The organism is Carnobacteriaceae bacterium zg-84, from assembly GCA_013874835.1.
Lineage (GTDB): Bacteria > Bacillota > Bacilli > Lactobacillales > Aerococcaceae > WM01.
On the sequence record CP059430.1, the window covers coordinates 1,534,894 to 1,558,489 of the forward strand.

Consider the following 23,596-nt stretch of genomic DNA (forward strand, 5'->3'; position numbering starts at 1 on the left):
AAGCTTTTCTATTTTTTCCAAATGCGAAATCACTTTCGTATTCACTGGAATTTCTTCTACTGAAATTTCTGAATGTTTTGAAGTTGATGAATAAAAATCGCATAATTTATCTAATAATTCTGTTTTCGTTTTTATCCCCTTATCAATCCTGAATCTATAAGCTCTATTCCCAATTTGTTTATATAATAGCTTGTAAAATTCATATTTACCTCCCTTATAAATACCCTATATCTAAATTAGAAAATATGCATTTCGAATACCCATCTTTATTTAAAAACTTTTTTCTTCAATCCCACAACTACTCCAATAATCACTAACGATACTTCTACAACCACTTCAACAAATGGACGTGAGCCTCGAACTGCAGATGTTTTTGGTAATGTACCTTTAGATGTAACAGTGCTTTTTTCATCAGGTTTACTTATGTTTTTGGATTTAGCTGGTTCTGTAGATTTAATCGTATATTTACCTTTTCTCTCTTTCGTCATTTTTTCAGCTTCTGATTGAGAAAGAGTTGGTTTTTCAGCTTTTAAGTTTTCATTTACTACAGCGTTTACACCTTTTTCAGTCACGTTAGCTTTTAATTTTTCTTCTGCTAAAGCAGGTTCTCCAACTGAATGATTACGTTTAGGTTCTTCAGCTTCTGATTGAGAAAGAGTTGGTTTTTCAGCTTTTAAGTTTTCGTTCACTACAGCGTTTACGCCGTTTTCAGTCACATTAGCTTTTAATTTTTCTTCTGCTAAAGCAGGTTCTCCAACTGAATGATTACGTTTAGGCTCTTCAGCTTCTGATTGAGAAAGAGTTGGTTTTTCAGCTTTTAAGTTTTCGTTCACTACAGCGTTTACGCCGTTTTCAGTCACATTAGCTTTTAATTTTTCTTCTGCTAAAGCAGGTTCTCCAACTGAATGATTACGTTTAGGCTCTTCAGCTTTTGCTAAACTTGCCTTAAATTCTGTTGACATAGCAATGATGTGATTCGCGTATCCTTCTAATCGGGCTTTAATCTCAGCTTCGACATCACCGCGATGAAGTGGGAAGTCGATATCACCTGAAACCATATATTTAGTAGTACTTGGCAATGCCGGCATTGCAGTAGCATGAGCAACTCCGTATTTACCAACTAGCGTACCATAATATTCTTGAACTTTTTTAGCAAATGCTTCTGCTTCTTCAAATGAATCGAAAATACCGTCAGTTTCGTATTTCACTTTTGAAAAAGTGCCTTTATATTCGTACGTTGTTCCTGCAGCATAAGTTTGAGTTGCAGTTGCTAATGGTGTTAAGATTGCTGATGCAGCAAATGCTACAGATAAAATTTTACTTGTTTTTGTCATTTTAAAATGACCTCCTTATGTTTTCGATATTTTTTGTCCATAAAAGTAGACTTTTTTGGACATTGATGATATATTAAATATGTTCATAAATATTCGGAGAATAATAAGAAAACAAGGTTTTTATCTTAATTTTTTGAATATTTTAAAGGTAGAAGCATAATCCAAAAAAGTCTACTCTTTTGGACAAATTTTGTTAGATTTTATCCAATTATGAAATGTACTTTTAGGTACTTCTAGCAATATAACACCCTTGTTATTTGTCCTGAATAGTATAAATTTAAATATTCATCAAATTGCTTCCTTAAAACATTATATTTTGTATTATCATATTTTAAGACAAGAAAAAAAGAGAACAGTCATTCTCTTTAAATAATATTCATCAATAGCTATCAAATTAAGGTTCAAATCAAAAGGATTTGTATCCATTTTTTTACCTTGTATTTTATATTATAAATTTAAAAAACTACTAAAATTAACCTTTTATATGGATAAAAATGTAGGAAGTTACCTCTTTCTATTTTATAGTAAAAGAGCAAGCCAAATTTGGCTTGCTCTTTTACATTATGATTCTTTTGCATTTTTTGCTTCTTGTGGTACTTCTATTTTATTTACATTGTTGATACCTTTAAGATCAGCGTGTATCGTGATTTTAACGGATATTTTTTGTGCAGTAGTATCTTCTGTCACCATAGAAAGTATCATATCCATTTTTTCGATATAGAACGATTTTTTATCCACTTCATAAGTTACTTCTCCACTTTCAAATGTCGCACCAGCTTGTTTAAAATTCTCTATCGCTTCTGCTGATGTTGGTATACTATTGATTAAGTTATCAAAGTCTTCTTTATCTTTTAGTTGAAGGGTTAAAACATAATTATCCATCGTTTCTTTTACTTCAAACTTCTCTTTTATACCCGCCGGAATTGTATTGGTTCTTTGAGCACTTTTTTTCATTTCTTCAAACTCATCCATAGTGCCTTCTTTTTTAACCCACGTTCCAGAAACATTCGTGTATAGCGTATTATCTACATAATAAACTTGACCATTTATGATTTGATTGACTCCACCCATATCTAGTTTCATAGCAGGTGGGTTTTCAATAACATCTAAATTTAAATGTGTTTTGATAGTCGGCAAAGTCATTTCACTTTGTTTTATATCAATAGACATATCCATTCCCATTGACATACTTTTTATTTCTTTAGCCGCTGCTTCTTGTTTTTCAATCACTTCAACTGCTGTCATAGGTTTTGGTGGTTGCTGATTACAAGCACCCAATAACATAAGTGTACCTACAAGCATTATCCTTTTTTTCATGGTAAACCTCCATTTATGTTTTACATGAGTATCATACGCTTATTTTTCATATAATTCAATTATATACTTCTTTTAGACTCTTCAATTCATTCTTTTATACCACTAAATTGTAGACTCTTTCCAATGAATAACACAGTCTAAAACTTGTTGCTTTTCTTCTTGATATTTACCTTCTATTTGATCAATTAAAATTTTTGTTGCTTGCTGACCTTCCTCAAAAGCTGGCTGAACAATCGTCGTTACACGTGGAGATGATAAATCTGTCCATTCCGTATTATCAAATCCAATCAGTCCGATTCGAGATGTATCATAATCTAACTCTTTCATCACAGTAAATACGAGCGGTAAAGCCCAACAATTCGGTACAAATACAAGTGTACGTTTCTCTCTTGTAAAAATTTCTTTTAAAAATTCACGAATGTTTTCTAAAACCGTTTGCTTATCTTCAATAATCAGTATATCATGTCCAATATTGACATCGTTTAACGCATCAATAAATCCTGTTGCACGTTCAATACGTGTGCTAATACGACTAGTATCGGCAGTAATAATCACAAAATTTTCGTAACCTTTCGTTACACAAGTTTGAATCGCATCATAAACAGCATCATAATTATTTGTCTTTACCCAACTTGTTCTATGCTCATATAATTGACTATCAAAGAATACCATTTTTTTCTTTTTCTCTTCAATAATACGTGAATATTTTCTAAACGTAGAAGTCGGTTGAATAATAAATCCATCCACACCTAATAAGAGCATGCTTTCTATATAGCTATCTTCATTTTCTTGATTATAATCACTATTGCCGATGATGACTTGATATCCATTTTGACTTGCAATATCCTCAATACCTTTTACTATTTGATTTGAAAAACTATTTGTAATATCACCAATCAATACGCCAATCAACTTCGTCGTTTTTGAATTTAAACTCCGTGCCACAATACTGGGTTTATAATTCGTTTCTTGAATAACTTGCTCAATTTTCCCCCTAGTTTCTTGTGACATTTTCTCATATTTACCATTTAAATAGAAAGAGACTGTTGTTTTTGACGTTTGTGCCATTTCTGCAATATCTTTAATGGTAAGTTTTTTCATCAAAACATTTCCTCCTCTAAAAACACTTCATATTATAACATATTTATCCTATAAAAATAGCTAAATAGCGTGATTTTAATGAGAAAAATGTTACGTATAATGCCATATTCACGACTTTTTACTCCTTATTATTTCAGACGATGTAATTTATTTGTTTTTTTATCATAAATACTACACTTTCCTTTTACTTTCACATCATCAACAACGATTAATTTTTCTCCCTTATAAATTTCTTCAACAACTAAAATAAGAAGAAGATGCTTATTGTTGTCTTTTATTTCAAATGCAAGTCCGTTTTCTAATAAAGTACCGTCACTTTGATAAACGTCTTTTTTCCTAATAGATACAGTATCTTTAGCAAATAAAGTATAATCAATTATCTGATTTGTAAATGGTTGGTGCTTCACTAATTTTTTCGTATCCACAATAGTATTATATTGTTTAGATATAATCGCAGGTTCTACTGTAAAAGGTACCTTACTCATAATATTTAATGTATTCACAGTGTTATGTTGAAAAACAGCTGTATCATCTAAAATAAACTGTGTGCTCAATCCATGCTCCCCTTCACAAATCACCTCATCAATCACAAACCACGCACTATTACCTATAGCAACAATATGTCGCTTATGTACACATAAATGATGATGACGATGAGAAAGATATGCTCCCTCTATGTAATGATACGCCTCTTCATGACGATAATCGCAATACAAAGTTTGAGGATAGTCATCATATTCCCAAGAACCTACAACATTATCTGGAGATATACCATCAACTAAACAAGTTGAGTGACTATATGCACTTTTTAAGTCATATCGTCTTTCCTCTTCTTTATATGTGTATCGACCAGAATCAACAAAAATTGGACAATTATCTACATATAAACAAAAACTATTTTGATCACTATGAGAATGTGCACTTCCTATTGGACCATTTTTAAAGAAAAGATAACTATCTTGTTCTTTAATACAAACATGTCCCGAGTTTTTATAAAAAGCAGACTCTCTTGTATTTTCTACATTGTTTTCTTTTAATATTTTAAACAAGTCAATTCCTTTTTTACCAAATAACATTACACCATATATTTCTAAATGTGCATGATTATCTAATAATTGCGAATCTTCTAACAGAATAGCACTAGCATGTAATAAATCTGCTGTATCATGCTCATCGCTATCCCCAAAAGCTACTGTTTTCCCACTTGATGTCGTCATCATACGAATATAATGAGCCATTTTAGATAATATAGCAGCAATACTCTCTTTCATTTCTGGAACTAAAACAACTAACTCAAATATCGCTTTATATACTTCCACATGATATAAAATAGACTGCTCAAATTGTGTACCATCTTCTAAAACTTGTGTGCATAATTGTTTTTCTAACTCTTTTATTGCAAATAAATACGCATCATCAATCTCTAGCTTATCTGCTAAAAAATGATAACAAGCAATAATAGCAGTCGTTTGTAAAACACCCCAGTTACTTAATGTATACTTTTCACGATAGTATGTCATTAAAAAGTCAATTTGTTTTTGTAGCGATTGACACAAAATCGTTAATTCACGCTCATCTAATAGTTCCCACTCTATTAAAAACAAAATAATTTTTAACCAAGAAAAACAACGAATACCCGTATCAAGTGTTCTCGTTGTTACACTGTTTGGGAAGAAGTCGGTCACATGATTTATCCAGTGGAAAATATACCATTTTAATTTCTCAATATAAAGAGGATTTTCCTCAACTAAATATCCAACAAGAAAATCTAATAAATACTCGTGTCGATTTAACATATACGCCCATTCTGGATCATCGTGATATACAGTCGTCCAATCCATATTTATTAGCTGATGCTCAACTAGACAAGGTTCCATATCCCACGTTCTATCAAAAATAAAACGATTATCTAATAATCTATCTATTCTTCTTTTAACTTGCTTATATTCATCTGCACAAACTGTTTGAATATATGTTCGACAATACTCTTTATCAAATGTTGCAAAATATTTTTTTATTTCTACTTCCATGACTTCTCCTATAACAAAAATAGAAACTGAATAGTTATTCAGTTTCATTTTTACACTAGACAATTTATCGTGTTAGTCACATGACTAACACGATAAACCGACATTTTTATGATAAAATATGTAACCAGCTTCCGATAATACCGATAATAACTGTTAAAATAACAAGTTTATAAGTTGTCCATTTTTTCTTTTTGATTAAATAGTAAACTAAAACCGTAAATAGAGCTGGTAATAATGCTGGTGCCACTTTATCCAACATACCTTGAATACTTACAATACTTTGATTTGCTTGTTTATTCACTTCACCAGCAGCAAATGTTATTGGTACCATAATTTTAACAGACGTTGCAACTAATCCAGAAATAACTGTTACACCAATGATATTAGCAATTTTTGAAATAGTTCCCATTTGTTCACTTAATTTATCAATAATTTTTGTTCCTAATTTATAACCATATAAACCAGTTGATAATTTAATTGTTGTTAAAATAAGGTTCATTGCGACGAAGAAAACAATTGGTCCAAGAATCAATCCATCTGTTGCAAAAGATGCAGCAATTGTTGAAAATAGAGGAGCTAAACAGAATTGAGATAAAGAATCTCCAATACCTGCTAAAGGCCCCATTAGCGCCATTTTAATATTACGTGTTTCTTCAACTGGTCTATTTTTTTCTAACATAACTAAATGTAAACTTGTTACAAATGGTAAGAAATGAGGGTTAGTATTATAAAATTCACAGTTTTCTTCAAGAGCTTTGTATAAACCGTCTTGATCGTCACCATAATATTTTTTCAAAGCAGGATATAAAACATTCGCATAACCTAAACCTTGATAATTGCTGTAATTAAATCCGTTTTGACAGTAAAATGCTCTTAAAGATGTTTTTACATAATCTTTTTTCTCTAATTTATTATATCCAGTCATCTTTTTCTTCCTCCTTCACAACCACTTTTTCTGGGCGATGATAAAATTCAATTAAAGCGAAAATTGTTCCGACGATTGCAATACCGATTGTTGGAATTTTTAAGTATGCAGCACATACATATCCTAATAAAACAAATGGAATCAATTCTTTTTTAGCCATAACTGATAAAATCATTGCAAACCCAATAGCAGGAAGCATTTTACCTGCAACTGTTAATCCTGATAATAAAACAGGTGGAATATAATCAACTAAATGTAACAATGTATCCATTGATAATGCACCAACGCAACCTAATGAGAAACCGATAAGAGCAAATAACCAAACCGTTGCATTGATTGTCCATCTAAATGCTTTAATATTACGATTTTTTAAATGTTTCATTGCTGTTTCTGGTGCACCCGCACGAATTGTATAAGCGAAAGTTTGTAAAAATTGAATTGCCACAGCGATTGGTGTTGATAAAGCAAGCGCTGCTTCTGGTGTTACTTTACCGGCACTTGTAATGGCCATCAATGTACCAAATACACCAGGACCGATTGGATTAGGTGGTACTGTACCTCCGGCACCGACACCAAATCCCATATATGCTAATTCACCAATAGCCCCCATTGCAAGAGCAGTTGGAACATCTCCTAAAATAATACCTACACCAAATGATAAAATAATACATCTATTTGTATAGATTCCAAGAAGCATCCCACTAAAACAAAATGCTGTCCATAAACCGATTAAAACGGCTTGAAATATACTGATTGTCATAAGACTTCCCTTCCTTTGCTTCTTAAATATAGTTTAAAATATCTACAACGGCTGCTCCGTCATTTCCACTAGGTGTTGTTTGCGTATTAAATTTGACATGATATTTTTGACTTAATTCTTTAATCGCTTCTTTGTCTTTTGCACCTAAGAAAATAGAACGTGTTACTTGCTCTTTTCCGTTTGCATTATGAATATTTCCGATATTCGCTTCTGTAATTGGTACACCTCCTTGTACTAAAGTAAGTAAATCTTCCAAACTTTTTACAACAATAAAAATTGTTTGGGCAGGATTTGCTTTGTGTATTACATCAATCACTTTTTGAAGTGAGAAAAAACGCATTGCTACAGATTCCGGAATAACCGTTTTCATCAATGTTTGTTGTATTTTATCTTCACTTGTTTCATCATTTGCTACAATCACTGTATTACATCCTAGTGATTTTACCCATAATTGACCTTGTCCATGAATTAAACGTTCATCTACTCTAGTCATTACAATATTTGGTGCCATATTCTTTTCCTCCTACCAATAGACATCCCAGTCTTTATAAAAACGCATCAGTGCTTCTAAATAATAGTAATCTCCCCAAATGTTTCCTTCATCAACACCTTTTCCAGAATGCCAAGAATAAACACCATGAAGCAATGTTGCTCCTCCAGAAGAAATGTCTTTATTTGCATAATTCTCAATTAACGAACGTAACATCGCATGCATTGCATATTTGTAATATTGTTTATCACTATCTACTTCAGGTAAATACTTCAACATTTCATGTATACCACAAACACTAATTGCTGTTGCTGAAGAATCTCTTGCATGTCCGCTACCATCTGAAAAAATCAAGTCCCAATAAGATACAAAATCTTGCGGCAAACGATTTAAGAAGTAGTTTGTAACGCTCTTAAATGTATCGAAACATTGCTCATCTTTTAAGAAACGATACGTTAACGGAATGCCGTAAACTCCCCAAGACTGACCTCTCGCCCAACAAGAATCATCACTATATCCTTGTCGTGTAACACCTTTTAATGGTGTATGCGTTTCTGGATCAAAATAAAATGTATGGAATGATGAGGCATCATCTCTAATAACATGATTAACAGAAGTATAAAAATGATTTTTTGCAATATCGTAATAACGTTCATTCCCTGTTTCTTCATAAGCAAAAAATAGTAGTTGAATATTTAATAAACAGTCAATAATTAAACGATAATGCTCTTTTTTACCAAGTTCACCCCACGCTTGTATAAAGCCGTCTTTTTCTTGATAACGTTCAATCAGTTTATCAGCTGCTTTTAATGATGCTTCTTTTGCTTGTAAATCTCCGGTTAATTTATATTCACTCATACACGACGGTGTATATAGGAAACCTAAATCATGATGGTCTAATTCAATCTGTTGATTAACACGATTTAAAAACGATAGCATATTTTTATGTGCAACATCATAAAACACATTATTTTTATTATATTCATAAGCCAACCATAATTGGCCTGTCCAAAAACCATTTGTCCATTCTGTATTATCCATAATAGGATAGCAATTATCTTTTGTAGCAGGTGTTGGAAAATCTTCCTTGAAATATTCTATGTTTATAAGTAGCTGTTCTACAACATGGTCTATTGCTTTTTTTATTTCTTCTTTTGTTAAAAGATCTACACTTAAAAATCTACTAGGATTTTGAAGTGGTTCCAGTGTCATTTTTTTTATCATTACCATTTCCTCTTTTAGATCCCGTCTTCAATTTCTGTATCATCTGATGTATTAAATAATGTTTTCGCATCGACAATACCGGTGTGTGCTGCTAAAAGAACTTTAGAAACAATCTCATCAAAAGTACCCTCTGTACGTGCAAAAACAGCTTCCATAATCATCGCTAAATTCAATCCTGTTAAAACATTTATTGTTTTTTCTGGATATTCACACATTATTTGTGAAGCGACATTAAATGGTGTTCCTCCTAATAAATCACAAAGAACTAAAATATCATCTGCCCCTTCAATCGCATTTTTTAATGCTACTTTGACATCTTCACTGGACATACCTTCTACAAAATCAATGGTTGCAACGTTTTCTTGTACCCCTGCAATCAAATGTAATGAACTTAAAATACCAGTTGCATAGTGTCCATGCCCTGTCATTATAATTTTTACCATTGGATCTCCTTTCTGTTTTTAGTTTACCGGTTTACTTATATAGGTTATTTTAGTGGATTGATTTACTATTGTCAATACTTTTTAATAAAAAAAGTTAGCGATTACATTTTTTATAACAAAATTATTCTTTCAATATCACACCCATTTCATATAAAAACTAAATAAAATAATTAAAAAATCTTTTATATACAACTCCATTACATGATAAATGCTCTATCACATTGACAAAACCGGTTTACCTATCTATAATAAACTTACCATAAAAAATTGATGAAAGGAAGATAATGATATGACTTGTAATACATTTTCTATACAACAATTTTCATTAGAAGGAAAAATCGCTCTTATTACAGGAGCTTCGTACGGTATTGGATTCGCCATTGCAAAAGCCTACGCACAAGCAGGAGCAACCATTGTGTTTAACGATATTACGCAAGAACTTGTGGACAAAGGTACTGCTGCTTATAAAGAAGAAGGCATTACTGCACATGGATATGTTTGTGATGTAACAGATGAAGACGGAGTATCTCACATGATACAAAAAATTGAACAAGAAGTGGGCATTATTGATATTTTGGTAAATAACGCCGGTATTATCAGACGTATACCAATGTGTGATATGAGCGCTGAAGAATTTCGTAAAGTAATTGACATTGACTTAAACGCACCATTTATTTTGGCTAAAAATGTTATCCCTTCTATGATTAAAAAAGGACATGGAAAAATTATTAACATTTGCTCAATGATGAGTGAGTTAGGTCGTGAAACAGTTAGTGCTTATGCTGCTGCAAAAGGTGGTTTAAAAATGTTAACAAAAAATATTGCATCTGAGTATGGTCATGCAAATATTCAATGTAATGGTATCGGACCTGGTTACATTGCCACTCCACAAACAGCACCATTAAGAGAACGCCAAGCTGATGGTTCTCGTCATCCATTTGATCAATTTATTATCGCTAAAACACCTGCTGCACGTTGGGGGGAAACACAAGATTTAATGGGACCTGCTGTTTTTCTAGCTAGTGATGCAAGTAATTTTGTCAATGGTCACATTTTATACGTTGACGGTGGGATTTTAGCCTATATCGGAAAACAGCCAGAATAAAATACGAAAGGAAAGAAAACATGAAAGTAGCTTTAATTAATGAAAATAGTCAAGCAAGTAAAAACAGCATTATTTACGATGCGTTAAAAGAAACAACAACAAAACACGGATATGAGCTTTATAATTATGGTATGTACGGAAAAGAAGGAGAAAGTCAATTAACATACGTTCAAAACGGTCTATTAGCAGCTATTTTATTAAATAGTAAAGCAGCAGATTTCGTTGTAACAGGTTGCGGAACAGGTGTAGGTGCTATGTTAGCTTTAAACAGTTTCCCTGGTGTTGTGTGTGGATTTGCTTCTGAACCAACAGACGCATATTTATTCTCACAAATCAATGGAGGAAACGCTCTGTCTATTCCTTATGCAAAAGGCTTTGGTTGGGGAGCTGAATTAAATCTTAAATTGATATTTGAACGTTTATTCGCAGAAACATCAGGCGGTGGTTATCCTAAAGAACGTGCTATTCCTGAACAACGCAATGCACGTATTTTAAATGAATTAAAAGAAATCACACATACTGACTTATTAACTATTCTAAAAACAATCGATCAAGAATTTTTAAAAGAAACAATTTCTGGAGAAAAATTCCAAGAATATTTCTTTGCAAATTGCCAAGATAAAGCAATTGCTGATTATTTAAAAACAATTCTTGAAAAATAAAGAGGTCTTTTCTATGACAAAAGTTCTATTTTTTGGTGAACCTCTCATTCGAATTACACCAATAGATTATCAAAGTGTATCAAATGGTACTCTTTCTACTTTATATTATGGTGGCTCAGAAATTAACGTGGCATGCAATCTACAATATCTAGGTCTTCCTACTAAAGTATTAACTGCACTTCCTAAACATGATTTAGGAAATCGATTTTTAGATTTTTTGAAAACACGTTCCATTGACACAAGTGCCATTTGTCATATTGGCGATCGCATCGGTACATATTACACAGAAACAGGATTTGGTTGCAGACAAACCGAAGTCTTTTATGATCGTAAACATACAAGTATTTGCGACATCAAACCAGATATACTGGATATAGACACTCTTCTTCAAGATGTGTCCCACTTCCATTTTAGTGGTATTACCATTGCTCTTGGCGAAAACGTTCGAACAACGCTTTTATTCATTTTAAAAGAAGCAAAAAAAAGAGGTATTACCATATCTATTGATTTAAATTTACGTACAAAACTTATTAGTATATTAGACGCTAAAAAAATATTCTCTACTTTTGCAAAATACGCCGACTATTGTTTTGGTATTGAACCACTAATGATGAATGAAAAAGATTTAACAATGTTCGATAGAGAAAATGCTAGTATCGCACAGTTACAAGATCGTATGCAACAATTAAAAGAGATTTACCAGTTCAAAACAATTTTTCATACACAACGTTCCACTGACGAAAACGGACAACATATCTACAAAGCCTACGCATTGGGCGATACATTTGTAGAATCTACACCGATGAAAACAACTATTTTAGACCGTATCGGAAGCGGAGATGCTTTTGTTTCAGGTGCTATTTATAAACTTGTGACGGAATCTAATCTAGTAGATACTTTAAATTTTGGTGCCGCCAGTGCAAGTTTAAAATGTACCATTTATGGAGATAACATGACTAAATCCGTTTCAGATATTGAAAAAATTTTAGTAACACACAAAGATATTATACGTTAGGGGAAACATTATGAGTAAATCTGATACAGTTATTCAATTAAAACAACAAAAACTTGTTGCTGTTATTCGTGGAGAAAACTCAGCTGAAGGTATAAATGCTTCTAATGCATGCATTAAAGGTGGTATTAAAGCCATTGAAGTGGCTTATACAAACCCTGAAGCAAGTGATATTATCAAAGTATTAAATCAAACATACAAACATGACACGGACGTTATCATTGGTGCAGGTACAGTATTAGATGCAACCACTGCACGATTAGCCATTTTATCCGGTGCTCGTTACATCGTATCCCCATCATTTCATCAAGAAACAGCTTTAATGTGTCATTTATATAATGTTTTATATATTCCTGGATGCTTTACACTAACAGAAATTACAACAGCACTTGAAAGCGGTTGTGAAATCATTAAATTATTCCCTGGAAATGCCATTTCACCATCCTATGTTTCCGCCATTAAAGCTCCAATTCCACAAGTATCAATTATGGTTACTGGTGGTGTTAATTTGCAAAACGCTACTGATTGGCTGAACGCAGGTGTAGATGCTATTGGCATAGGTGGAGAATTTAATAAACTAGCTGCAAAACAAGATTTTGAAGCAATCACAACATTAGCACAAGATTATCGTCATCTTGTATAATATAACAATATAAATCTATAAAAAAGAAAGTCACACAACTTTTCACAGTGAAAAGTTGTGTGACTTTTTTACTTGCAACGATTTAATGCCATAACTTAACAAAAAATCGTTTTACATCCATACATCATTATCTACTTGTATGTCTTTTTTCTTCATCTTCGACACATGAGGACTACCAGCAACATAAAAACACAGAAATTTATCACGCCATTCATCTTGACAAGTGATGCCGATTCTCGCACGTGCTTGAATACGTTTTGGTGTAGCACCATATTTTACGGTTAAAGAATATTTGTCGAGTAATTTCCCATTAAAATCTCTCGTAATGTGTGCATATCTTGTCAGTTTTCCTGGACCATTAGCAATAATCCCCTCTGATACTTCAATAGCACGAATGAGAACAGCTTCTGCAATATTTTCTTTTTTTGTCACTAGGTTTAGCATATCGTATTGATGTATATGATACACATACCAATGTCCATAAGCTAAATACATTGCTTCATTTTTGGGTGTACGTCTACCATTAAAACTATGACACGCACTGTCTATGGTGCCTAAATAGGCTTCTGTTTCAACGATTCTTCCAAGTTTTCTACCATTTAAAAACAAATCCATACCTAATAAGGCTTTAGCTGTTTTAATTGTATCTGTTTTCATAAGATGAGAAAAATATGTGTCAAACATGAAAAATTTCCTTTACCATTTATTCGCTTTTTCTTTTATTATATGCGAATATTGCCATTCCTCCAAATAAAACACCTACATATGTAAAGATATGCGTTTCTTGTGTACCTGTATATGGCAATGATTTTGATACGCCTGCATCTACAGCTAAAACAAAATGACTAAAATGATTTGTTTCAAAAACAAGTTTACCATTCTCAACTTTTGCTTCTATTTTTTCTAATTGACCATTAGATAATACATGATATAACACAGGATTTTTTTCGTTTTTGTATAATTCAATAGCCACAATACGATTATCTTTAATCTCTACTTTTTGTCCATTTTTTGTTAAGTAAATATCATAAACCATTGCATGTTTTGGTTTTAATTTTTCTGCAATAACAGGATTCTCTACTTTTTCGACATGAAGCATATCAGCATCTACGCGTTCTTTAAACACAACGCTAAATAAACGATTATCTGCATGTTTTTCTAAAACGTATGGTACACCTAGTGATACATGTTTTCTAGTTTGTGTCGTTATTGGTAAAGTCATAGATGTCGTTGTCGTCATATCAGGTGTTGGTTTTGACTCTTCTGGTTTTTCCGTATCTGTTTCTAATACTTTAAACACATTTTCTTTTTTATCTGTTTCTTGTTTTTCTGGATTTAAATAAGAAACAGCATAATCTGAATCTTCTTTTTTAATGGTATAAATACCACGTTTTAATACTTGGAATTTTCCATCAATCGTAGATGGTTCATCATCGTACTTAATAATTCCCCATACATTTTGTGTTGGATCATACACAACTTGTAAAGTGTCATCATTTTGTAAAACACTATTTTTCATTGCATCTACAAGTTTTTTAAATGTGTCACGATCTACATTTGGAACAATCATGTACGCATATTCATCATTATCTTTGACATGTTTTTGATACATTGTGATAAATGTATTTTCTTTTTCTTCATCTGATTGCGCATCATTGATATCTTTCCATTTTCCTTTACGTAACGCTTGAGACATTATCAAGTCTGCTTTTTTGAAGAAGACATAGCCAATATTACGATTTGTATCACTTGATTCTAAAAAGACGGTTTCTGTTTCTTTATATTCTTTTTCATCATCAGTCAAAGCTTCTTCTTTATCGTTCACATACACTTTGTATGGTACTTTAGCATCTACTTTTCTTTGTTCGATAGTCGTAATAACTTCATCAGTTGATTGATTTTTAATTTGGCTACCCAAAGCAACTATCTTATCTTTTAACATGAACCATCCTTTATGAACTTGTAGTACATTGTTCCAATTTGTAAAGTCCATAGCAGACGTACCATTTTGTTCGTCTAATTTACTTGTACCAACAAAAGCCGATGGCAATACTACTTGACCTGAATCATTGTCACGAGCTGTTGTTAACTCTGTTGTTCCCGGTAATCTATACGGATTGACTGTTGCCCAATAGTCATTACTATAATGGCTTAAATCATTGTTATATAAATACAACATTCCATCTCCTGAATACCACCCTTTACGATTCTCTTTGTTCATACCCTCATAATTTTTCGTACGACTTGAGAACATAGACAAACCTAAACCAAAATCTTTATCCGCATTATACATCGCTACTTTGTCCATTGCGTTAAAAGCATGTAGAGCATTATCTGGTTTAACAGTTGGAACATCTGCACGATTTAATAAAGTATTCATCAAAGAGATATCACGATATGTTTTCAAATTCTGGAATACATCATAAAACGTATCTGATACAACAAATGATTTAATCGTTGTTTCTAAACGTTTACGTGTCGGTTCATCAGACATATTCGCAATACGTTGAATACCTCTTAATACTTCTACTGCAGCAGCATGATCGTTGCTTTTCTCACGACTAATAGAGCGTCCTCTACTCAAATCCATTAACTCGCCATGCACAATAAGTGGCACAAATGAACGATCAATCCATTGATACATCGTTGTCATTTTATCTGTTGGTAATGGTGACTTCGTTTTTTGAATAATTGGCAATAATTGTGATAATCCATCAATCAACACACTTCCATATGCTCCTGTATAAGCAACATTGGTATGATCAATGTAAGAACCATCTGGATAAAAGCCTTCGCCACTTGTTACAATTCTGAATACTTTTTCTATTGATTTACTCGTACTGCTAATTTCAGCATCATCTTTTCTTAACAGACCTGCAATAATTTTTACACGACCCATATCAACAAGATTTCCACCCAAAGCTTCAAACGGATTATTTGTTGTTTTTCTAAAATAATTAGAATCTGGAACAAATTTTTCAATCACATCTGTATAATGTCTTATTTCCTCATCACTAAAATAGTCATTCATCAATGAAAGAGTATTATTGATAGCTCTTGGTGTCCCAATTTCATAGTCCCACCAGTTGCCGACAATACTTTTTGACTCATTATAAACATGTTTATCTAGCCAATCTAAAGATTCTTTGACAATACGAACTAGATGCCCATCTTGATAATATTTAGAATGTGGATTCGTAATTTGTTTTGCCATTTCTTCAAGTTTACGATAAGTCGCCGTTAAATTAGCTGATTTTGTATAATCACCATGTTTTGCCCATAAAAACGTACGATTCGGTTCTGTCGACAAATCAGCAATGCTTTTTTCAACGTTTTTTTCCAACTCATCATTTAGCGCTTTCATTTGTTCGTTACTTGGATCATAAAATTGATTTCCTGCAATAATATCATTCCATTCTTGTAATCGTTTCGTATAATCATCTTCTACACTAGGTGAAACGGTTGCAGGAATTGTTTTTAAAAGAGTATTGTCTTGATACACTTTAATATTTGCAGTTCCTTCTTGTTTTGGTATCAATAATCCATTTATAACATCTACAACTGACGCATTATCTGTTACATAACGATAATCTTTTACATTAAATAAATATTTTTTATTTAATGGTACTGATACTTTTTCTTCTAATGTTGCTGGTGTGTCTACTACTTTTTCTGGTACAACTTCTTTAAACGCAAGATTTGAGAATAAAACTTCTCCGGTACCTGGTTCATAAAATAATTCTACTTTAGCTTTATCAACATTTGCCGGTGGCATAAAATCAACTGTCACATCTTTCCAATCTGTTGTACCTGATGTGTTTTCAGAAACAGTAAGTACCTTGCTATCACCTGTGCCTGCTTGAATACGCGCTCTAGCAACACCTGTTTTATTTGTCGTTTTCACTTTAAAACTTAATTGATATTTTTTAGTTGGATCAATAGATACTTCTTGATAAACAGCAACACGAAACTCATCTGTACTTGAAATTTTTAAATGATTATTTTCAACCCCGATTGTATACGTTACATTTTTATATTTACTATCTACCCAAACATTCCAATCTTTTGCACCTGTTCCTCCTGTCCACATATTATTTGAGATAGTTTCTGAAAAATCACCATTTTTCAATAAATTATCTTGTGTTACTGGTGCCGCTTGCAATGTTTCTACACCCTCTACTTGTGTTGTGTGATAAGCTAACACAGCACAAAGAGTCATAGACGCTGAAAAAACATATATTGCTTTTTTTAACGTTTGACGTGTTATCATATAAAGACTCCTTTTTGTTGTTTTAATCAAAAGTAAACCGGTTTATATAAATATATCACGTTTTCATTTTATTGTAAAATAGTTTTAAATAAAAAACGAATCTATTCCGATTCGTTCTTTATTTAAAGTTATTTATTTGTTCATTTGTATCGTCGCCACTTCCATTTAAATCAACGACAGGTGTTATAAATTCTGATTTTTCTTGCATCATTAAACTATACATAGATTTTACGCGAGCAAAATACTCTCGTACTTCTTGTTCAAGTTTACTATTAAACCATTCTAAAGATGATGCAACACCTTTTACATCAAGATTTAAATTTTCTGCAATGTGTAAAGCACGATATAAATGATATTTTTGTGTGACAACAATCAGACTTTTGACTCCAAATATGTATTTAGCACGGTACATACTATCATACGTATTTAATCCATAATGATCTAAATAAATGTCTTGTGATGGCACACCTTTTTGCATCGCATATAATTTCATTGCAGATACTTCATTATAGAAGTCACTACTATGGTCACCACTCATAATGATTTTTTTTGTTTTACCTTTTTTATATAGCTCAATAGCTGTATTTAATCTGTCTTGCAAAATAGAACCGGGTTCTCCGTCTTGCAACCCTGCACCTAATACAACAATAGCATCCGCTTTAAATTCTTGTGCTGTTTGATTATCAACAATTTTTGTATTGCCTTTGTATATCACATAAATATTCATAATAACTGTTAATAAAAAAACAACCAAGATAAATCTCATTACATATTTTCTTAGTTTTTTCATCTCATGCCTACTTTTTTTCACAACAGAAAAACCATCTTGGTGTTGTTTCTGTTATATTTGATTGCCCAAAGTTTGCTGTTACGTGTATCGTATGAAATCCTGCCTCTTTTAGCCATGCTATATAACTATCTAATGGGTATGTTCTTTCTTTATGGAACTCATCAAAACGTTCATACCATTCATTATCATATATTTTTTGACAACACGTTATATCATGCTCTACACTATATGGAAACTCTCCTGGAAAGGATTGCCACAAAAAGACCGTATCTTCATCACAATATTGGTACACATAATCACGATACCCTTCTTCCATTTGCCAAGTTGAATGTACATCAAACAAATAGTATCCACCTACTTCTAATACACGATATGCTTCTTGAAAAGCTCTTTTAACAGATTTTTCATCTTTTAAATAGCAAAGCGAATCTGCAAAACAAGTAATGATACGAAATGTTCTATTCACATCAATCTGGCACATATCCATTTGAAACAAAGGAATACTCGCTACTTTTTGACTAGCTAAGGCAAGCATATCTTCTGAAAGGTCACTTGCATACACATTGTACGTTTTACAAAGCAATACAGCTAAATCTCCTGTTCCACAAGCTAATTCCAATATGGTATCAGTGGGTTTCCCAATAAGGTTGACATAATCAAACCATTGTTGGTACATACTTTTATCCATTAGTTTATCATAGACAGCAGCAAATTTATTATATGCCATACTTAGTTTACCCATTTAGCAATATCATATAAAGGAGCATCATGCCATAATTTTTCTAATTGATAATGCTCACGCTCACTTGGATAAAAGACATGTACAATCACATCATTTAAATCAATTAATGTCCACTTCCCTGTATCTCGTCCTTCAATATTTTTCACATCCATACCTTGTTTATGCGCTTCTTCTAAAACAGCTTGGACAATGGCGTCAACATGTTTTTCATTTTTACCTTGTGTAATTACAAAAAAATCAGCAATAGGTGTCAGTCCTCTTACGTCTAATGCTACAGTATCCTGTGCTAATTTATCATCAGTTATTAAAATTACTTTTTCTAATATTTGTTCACTTGTATATTTCAATCTTTTTTCTCCTTAAAATTTACTTATCCATGTATTATACGCTTTTATCGTATCTGGAAAAATAGGTACTTTCTTTTGTGCCAAAAACATAATAGTTTGTTGTAGCTTATACACAATGGCACTGTCTAAACTTTGTCTTGCTAACACACGTGCTTCTACAACACCATGAAATGTTCGTCCATCCTCAATATAATCTGCAACAAACAAAACTTTAGCAACATCACTCATGACATCATGCCCAATCGTATGGTAAAAAATAGCATCTAAAATATCTTTATCTTTTATGTGAAACTGTTCGTTAGCAATCATCGCAGCCACAGGTCCATGTAAAATTTCACTTCCGTAATCTAACATGGTCATATCTAATGCATATTTATTTAATATCACTTGATATTGTTCCATACTCCATTCTTTAGCGTAATCATGTAGTAATGCTGCATACTGACATTTCTCAACATCAACATTGTATGCGGTAGCCAATTCAATCGCTTTTTTCTCTACTCTTAAAACATGTTCGTATCGTTTTTTTGATATTTGTGTTTCTAATACCTCTAAAATGCTTTGTCTTTTTTGTTCATTCAACATGCATAAATCCCTCGTTTTCTACATATAATTTATGTTTCATAATATAGTTTTCAACAGATTCAGGCACATAGTATGTAATAGACTTTTTCATGTTCACATGTTTTCGAATCATTGTTGAGCTAATCTCAATAAGAGGTAATTTCAAAATAGAAATTGGATACGGTGTTTCTAAAGACGCACTTACTCTATTGATACCTATAAAGTGAACCTCTTGTACCAAATCGTCAATACGATACCAATTTGGTAAATCTTCAACCATATCAGCACCTATCACAAAATAAAATATAGCATTTGGATATTTTTCTTTTAATGCTTGTATTGTATTATATGTATAATTTACACCACCATTTTCAATTTCATAAGTTTCTAAATCAAAACAAGGATGATTTTGTATCGCTAAACGTACCATTTCTTGACGATGAACGCTATCAATTGTTTTTTTCTCTTTTTTATGTGGAGGTGTTGCACTTGGCATAAATAGAAATCTATCCAACGAAAAAAAATCTCTTACTTGCTCTGCCATCATCAAATGCCCCACATGAATAGGATTAAATGTTCCACCTAATATGCCTATTTTCAGTGGCTCTACTTGATTTGCCATAGTTATCCTCACTTACTTGTTATCACTTTGTAAATTAACGGTTGATATATTTTTTCATCACCGATTGTATAGGCTTCTTTTACTTTTGACATAACATCTTCTACATGTTCTTGATTAGAGTGTATTCGAACGAACGGTTCACCAGTCACAACTTTATCGCCTACTTTTTTCAAAACTGAAATACCTACCGCTAAATCAATTTGACTTTCTTTTGTGGCACGTCCGGCACCCAACATCATAGCTGCAACACCTAAATCATCTGCCACAATAGAGGTCACATAACCATTCTTATCTGCTACTACATCAATGTCATATAAAGCATGCGGTAATTTACTTGTATCATCAACCACGCTGGCATCTCCACCTTGAGAAGCAATAAATGTTTTGAATACTTCCAATGCTTTGCCGTTTTGTAAATTTTCTTCTAATTTTTGTCTTGCTTCTTCTAAACTAGAAGCACCATTTGCTAAATAAACCATTTGGGAGCCTAACACTAAACACAATTCGACTAAATCTTTAGGCCCGTTCCCTTTTAGCGTATTGATTGCCTCAATCACTTCATTGGCATTCCCAATCGCAACTCCTAATGGTTGACTCATATCTGAAATAACAGCCATTGTACGACGTCCAACTTGATTCCCAATGGCCACCATCTCAGTTGCAAGAGCTTGAGCATCTTCAACAGTTTTCATAAATGCTCCTGCACCAGTTTTCACATCAAGAACAATCGCATCTGCTCCAGATGCAATTTTTTTACTCATAATCGAACTTGCAATTAACGGAATAGATTGTACTGTACCTGTCACATCACGTAGAGCATACAACTTTTTATCTGCTGGTGTCAAATTACCACTTTGTCCAGCAATCGCTACTTTATTTTTATTCACTAAATCTATAAAATCTTGTTCAGACACCTCTACTTTAAAACCGGGTATCGCCTCTAATTTATCAATCGTACCACCAGTATGCCCTAACCCACGACCACTCATTTTTGCCACAGGAATACCTAAACTAGCTACTAATGGTGCTAAAACCAATGTTGTTGTATCTCCAACGCCACCTGTTGAATGCTTATCAACTTTTATTCCATGGATAGCACTTAAATCAAATTGATCTCCCGATTTTGCCATTGATAGCGTCAAAACACCTAATTCTTCGTGAGTCATCCCTTGAAACAAAATCGCCATAGCCATTGCACTCATTTGATAATCCGGAATCTCCCCTTTTGTAAAACCATCAATCATCCATTCAATTTCTTGATTAGTCAAGGTAAAACCATCTCTTTTTTTCTCGATTAAATCAACCATTCTAAACATGATATTTTTCCTCCACACCATTTTCCGTCCCAACCAATGCGACCGATGTCATATCTAAAAATAATCCATGTTCAACAACACCTGTTAAACTATCTAACTCTTTCGCAAGTGCATATTCATCTTCAATTTTGTCTAAATGCAAGTCGATAATATAATTGCCATCGTCTGTTACAAAGACAGCATTATCTTTTTGGCGTAAAACAGGAGAGTAGCCTTTTTCTGTAAAATAGTTTAAAAGACAAGTAGAACCATATTTGACAACCTCAACGGGAAGCGGGAATTTCCCAAGTGTATCTACCACTTTAGACTTATCTACTACCCACACAATTTTTTTGGAGTGACGTGCTACTATTTTCTCAAATAATAATGCTCCACCGCCACCTTTAATACCATTCAACTGATGATTTACTTCATCAGCTCCATCAACCGTCACATCAATATATGGTACTTCATCGACACTTTTTAAAGGAATACCTAACTCTTCTGCTTGTTTTTTTGTTGCCATAGATGTCGTAACACCAATAATATTTAAACCTTTTTGAACACGCTGTCCTATTTCATCTACAAAATAATATGCTGTGGAACCTGTTCCTAACCCAACAATCATACCATCTTTTACATAATTTGCTGCTTGTCTACCTACTAATTCTTTTAAGTTCATACTAATACTCTCCCTTTTCATCATCAATACAATACTTTTCTCTTTGTTCTCTTGCCCAATTCGCATTTGTCAAATCATCTAAGCCTTCTAAAAAGACATGTTCAAGTAATCGCCATGCTTGTTCATTTGTATAATCATACTCAACAGCTAAAAGTAAATATTCTTTAGCTTTTTCATATTCTGAAAAATGCATTAAACAAAAGCCATAGGTATAATGCCACTGACTATTTCTCTTATTATCCTCACGATACTGTTCTAAAACATTTATCGCTTGTCCATACTCACCTAAATGTATGTATGCACCTACTTTCCATTCTGCATGAACCTCTTGTTCTTCAGCTGGTAATAAATCAATGAAATCAATAATAAATTGATAGTTTTCTTCATCACTTGCCGTCAAAATCGTTAACAAATTCTCTGGAGATGCGTGTTCTTCTTTTCCAAAAAACAGAGTATATGTAAAAATATATAAACTCCGCTCATATATCATCTCATCTACACCAAACCAAGATAAAATATATGATAATTCACTTTCTAAACTATTTTCTAAATCTAATTCAATCTGTTCATCAATCTTCTGTAAAATGGATTTTGCTAAACTAATCACTAATTTTGGGATTTGATGATGATATTTGACAACTTTTTCTAAAGCTTGAATAAACTTTTGATAGTCGTTTATAATATGGTCTTTATTTGGTACATCTGTTTTGGCAAATAATACATATTCTCGATTAAATTGTTGATTTTGTAAAAATTCTCGGGGCAATAAATCTTCGGATAAATACGACACCGTTTGTAATGTTTCAACCACTTCACTTAATTTTTCTTCATTGGGTAAATAATATTCATAAAGGACACTTAACAAGTACCATGCGTCCCCGTCTTTATCATTCAAGGCAACAGCTTGTCGTAAATATTCTTCTGCCTTTTGATATTGTTCTAAACAAATTAACGCATATCCATAACGATAATACCATGTGCCATCATTTTTCCCATCTTCTTTTATCGTTTCCAGTAAATCAATGGCTTCATAGTATCGTCTAACATTATTCAAAGCGGATACTTTCTTTCCTAAATGTTCATAAGTTGGCTCTTTTAACAAATCAATATAATGGATGATTTTATCAAACTCTTGTGCTTTATCCCACAAGGTTAACTGTTTTTTTTCAAATTCTTGCATAACTCGCCTCCTTATCTCCCTCTATTATATAGGAAATAGACTGTTTTTGAAATGATAA

The 23,596-nt window shown here is 32.6% G+C and carries 23 protein-coding genes; 4 read left to right on the forward strand and 19 right to left on the reverse strand.

Features of this window, described 5'->3' with window-relative positions; all coding sequences use genetic code 11:
* Positions 1-266: 266 nt before the first annotated feature.
* From H1220_07165 to H1220_07205, 9 genes are all read right to left on the reverse strand, one after another.
* Positions 267-1,334, reverse strand: a complete 1,068-nt coding sequence (locus H1220_07165; GenBank protein QMI85491.1) for a hypothetical protein — start codon at positions 1,332-1,334, stop codon at positions 267-269.
* Between the two features lie 561 nt (positions 1,335-1,895).
* On the reverse strand, positions 1,896-2,651 hold the full coding sequence (locus H1220_07170; protein QMI85492.1) for a hypothetical protein: 756 nt from the start codon (positions 2,649-2,651) through the stop codon (positions 1,896-1,898).
* Between the two features lie 102 nt (positions 2,652-2,753).
* A complete protein-coding gene (locus tag H1220_07175) occupies positions 2,754-3,755 on the reverse strand; it encodes a LacI family DNA-binding transcriptional regulator (GenBank protein ID QMI85493.1) in 1,002 nt (333 codons plus the stop codon).
* 125 nt (positions 3,756-3,880) lie between these two features.
* Positions 3,881-5,782, reverse strand: a complete 1,902-nt coding sequence (locus H1220_07180) for an alginate lyase family protein (GenBank protein ID QMI85494.1) — start codon at positions 5,780-5,782, stop codon at positions 3,881-3,883.
* Positions 5,783-5,888: 106 nt separating this feature from the next.
* Positions 5,889-6,707 (reverse strand): PTS mannose/fructose/sorbose transporter family subunit IID, encoded by an 819-nt coding sequence (locus tag H1220_07185; GenBank protein ID QMI85495.1) that lies wholly within the window; start codon positions 6,705-6,707, stop codon positions 5,889-5,891.
* Entirely contained in the window at positions 6,694-7,467 is a 774-nt protein-coding gene (locus tag H1220_07190) for a PTS mannose/fructose/sorbose/N-acetylgalactosamine transporter subunit IIC (GenBank protein QMI85496.1), read from the reverse strand. The genes H1220_07185 and H1220_07190 overlap by 14 nt, the downstream gene beginning before the upstream one ends.
* A 22-nt stretch (positions 7,468-7,489) precedes the next feature.
* Positions 7,490-7,978, reverse strand: coding sequence for a PTS sugar transporter subunit IIB (locus H1220_07195; GenBank protein QMI85497.1), 489 nt, complete (start codon positions 7,976-7,978; stop codon positions 7,490-7,492).
* Between the two features lie 12 nt (positions 7,979-7,990).
* Positions 7,991-9,181, reverse strand: coding sequence for a glycoside hydrolase family 88 protein (locus H1220_07200; GenBank protein QMI85498.1), 1,191 nt, complete (start codon positions 9,179-9,181; stop codon positions 7,991-7,993).
* Between the two features lie 14 nt (positions 9,182-9,195).
* Positions 9,196-9,624, reverse strand: a complete 429-nt coding sequence (locus tag H1220_07205) for a PTS sugar transporter subunit IIA (protein QMI85499.1) — start codon at positions 9,622-9,624, stop codon at positions 9,196-9,198.
* A gap of 289 nt (positions 9,625-9,913) precedes the next feature.
* Between H1220_07205 and H1220_07210 the strand changes: the two genes are divergently transcribed.
* Genes H1220_07210 through H1220_07225 form a run of 4 tightly spaced genes read left to right on the forward strand, consistent with a single transcriptional unit; the run spans position 9,914 to position 13,046 of the window.
* Positions 9,914-10,729 carry a gluconate 5-dehydrogenase gene (locus H1220_07210; GenBank protein ID QMI85500.1) on the forward strand — a complete coding sequence of 272 codons (816 nt, stop codon included), beginning with the start codon at positions 9,914-9,916 and terminating at the stop codon, positions 10,727-10,729.
* A gap of 20 nt (positions 10,730-10,749) precedes the next feature.
* Entirely contained in the window at positions 10,750-11,391 is a 642-nt protein-coding gene (locus H1220_07215; GenBank protein QMI85501.1) for an RpiB/LacA/LacB family sugar-phosphate isomerase, read from the forward strand.
* A 13-nt stretch (positions 11,392-11,404) separates the two neighbouring features.
* On the forward strand, positions 11,405-12,406 hold the full coding sequence (locus tag H1220_07220) for a sugar kinase (protein QMI85502.1): 1,002 nt from the start codon (positions 11,405-11,407) through the stop codon (positions 12,404-12,406).
* A 10-nt stretch (positions 12,407-12,416) separates the two neighbouring features.
* Positions 12,417-13,046, forward strand: a complete 630-nt coding sequence (locus H1220_07225) for a bifunctional 4-hydroxy-2-oxoglutarate aldolase/2-dehydro-3-deoxy-phosphogluconate aldolase (protein ID QMI85503.1) — start codon at positions 12,417-12,419, stop codon at positions 13,044-13,046.
* A 111-nt stretch (positions 13,047-13,157) separates the two neighbouring features.
* Here H1220_07225 and H1220_07230 read toward each other — a convergent pair whose 3' ends face one another.
* The 10 genes from H1220_07230 to H1220_07275 form a co-directional block, all read right to left on the reverse strand.
* The gene (locus H1220_07230) at positions 13,158-13,703 is read right to left on the reverse strand and encodes a DNA-3-methyladenine glycosylase (GenBank protein QMI85504.1); all 546 of its coding nucleotides are present in this window, start codon (positions 13,701-13,703) and stop codon (positions 13,158-13,160) included.
* 46 nt (positions 13,704-13,749) lie between these two features.
* Positions 13,750-17,316 carry an LPXTG cell wall anchor domain-containing protein gene (locus H1220_07235; protein ID QMI85505.1) on the reverse strand — a complete coding sequence of 1,189 codons (3,567 nt, stop codon included), beginning with the start codon at positions 17,314-17,316 and terminating at the stop codon, positions 13,750-13,752.
* Between the two features lie 118 nt (positions 17,317-17,434).
* A complete protein-coding gene (locus H1220_07240) occupies positions 17,435-18,106 on the reverse strand; it encodes a YdcF family protein (GenBank protein ID QMI85506.1) in 672 nt (223 codons plus the stop codon).
* 7 nt (positions 18,107-18,113) lie between these two features.
* Entirely contained in the window at positions 18,114-18,848 is a 735-nt protein-coding gene (locus tag H1220_07245) for a class I SAM-dependent methyltransferase (GenBank protein ID QMI85507.1), read from the reverse strand.
* Complete coding sequence (rsfS, locus tag H1220_07250; protein ID QMI85508.1) at positions 18,836-19,195, reverse strand: ribosome silencing factor; 360 nt, start codon at positions 19,193-19,195, stop codon at positions 18,836-18,838. The genes H1220_07245 and rsfS overlap by 13 nt, the downstream gene beginning before the upstream one ends.
* Positions 19,196-19,207: 12 nt before the next feature.
* A complete protein-coding gene (gene yqeK, locus H1220_07255) occupies positions 19,208-19,780 on the reverse strand; it encodes a bis(5'-nucleosyl)-tetraphosphatase (symmetrical) YqeK (GenBank protein ID QMI85509.1) in 573 nt (190 codons plus the stop codon).
* Entirely contained in the window at positions 19,770-20,381 is a 612-nt protein-coding gene (locus tag H1220_07260) for a nicotinate-nucleotide adenylyltransferase (protein QMI85510.1), read from the reverse strand. Before H1220_07260 ends, yqeK begins: the two co-directional genes overlap by 11 nt.
* Before the next feature lie 8 nt (positions 20,382-20,389).
* Positions 20,390-21,688, reverse strand: a complete 1,299-nt coding sequence (locus H1220_07265) for a pyrimidine-nucleoside phosphorylase (protein QMI86687.1) — start codon at positions 21,686-21,688, stop codon at positions 20,390-20,392.
* 1 nt (position 21,689) lies between these two features.
* Complete coding sequence (rpiA, locus tag H1220_07270; protein QMI85511.1) at positions 21,690-22,358, reverse strand: ribose-5-phosphate isomerase RpiA; 669 nt, start codon at positions 22,356-22,358, stop codon at positions 21,690-21,692.
* A gap of 1 nt (position 22,359) precedes the next feature.
* Complete coding sequence (locus H1220_07275; protein QMI85512.1) at positions 22,360-23,538, reverse strand: tetratricopeptide repeat protein; 1,179 nt, start codon at positions 23,536-23,538, stop codon at positions 22,360-22,362.
* Positions 23,539-23,596 lie beyond the last annotated feature (58 nt).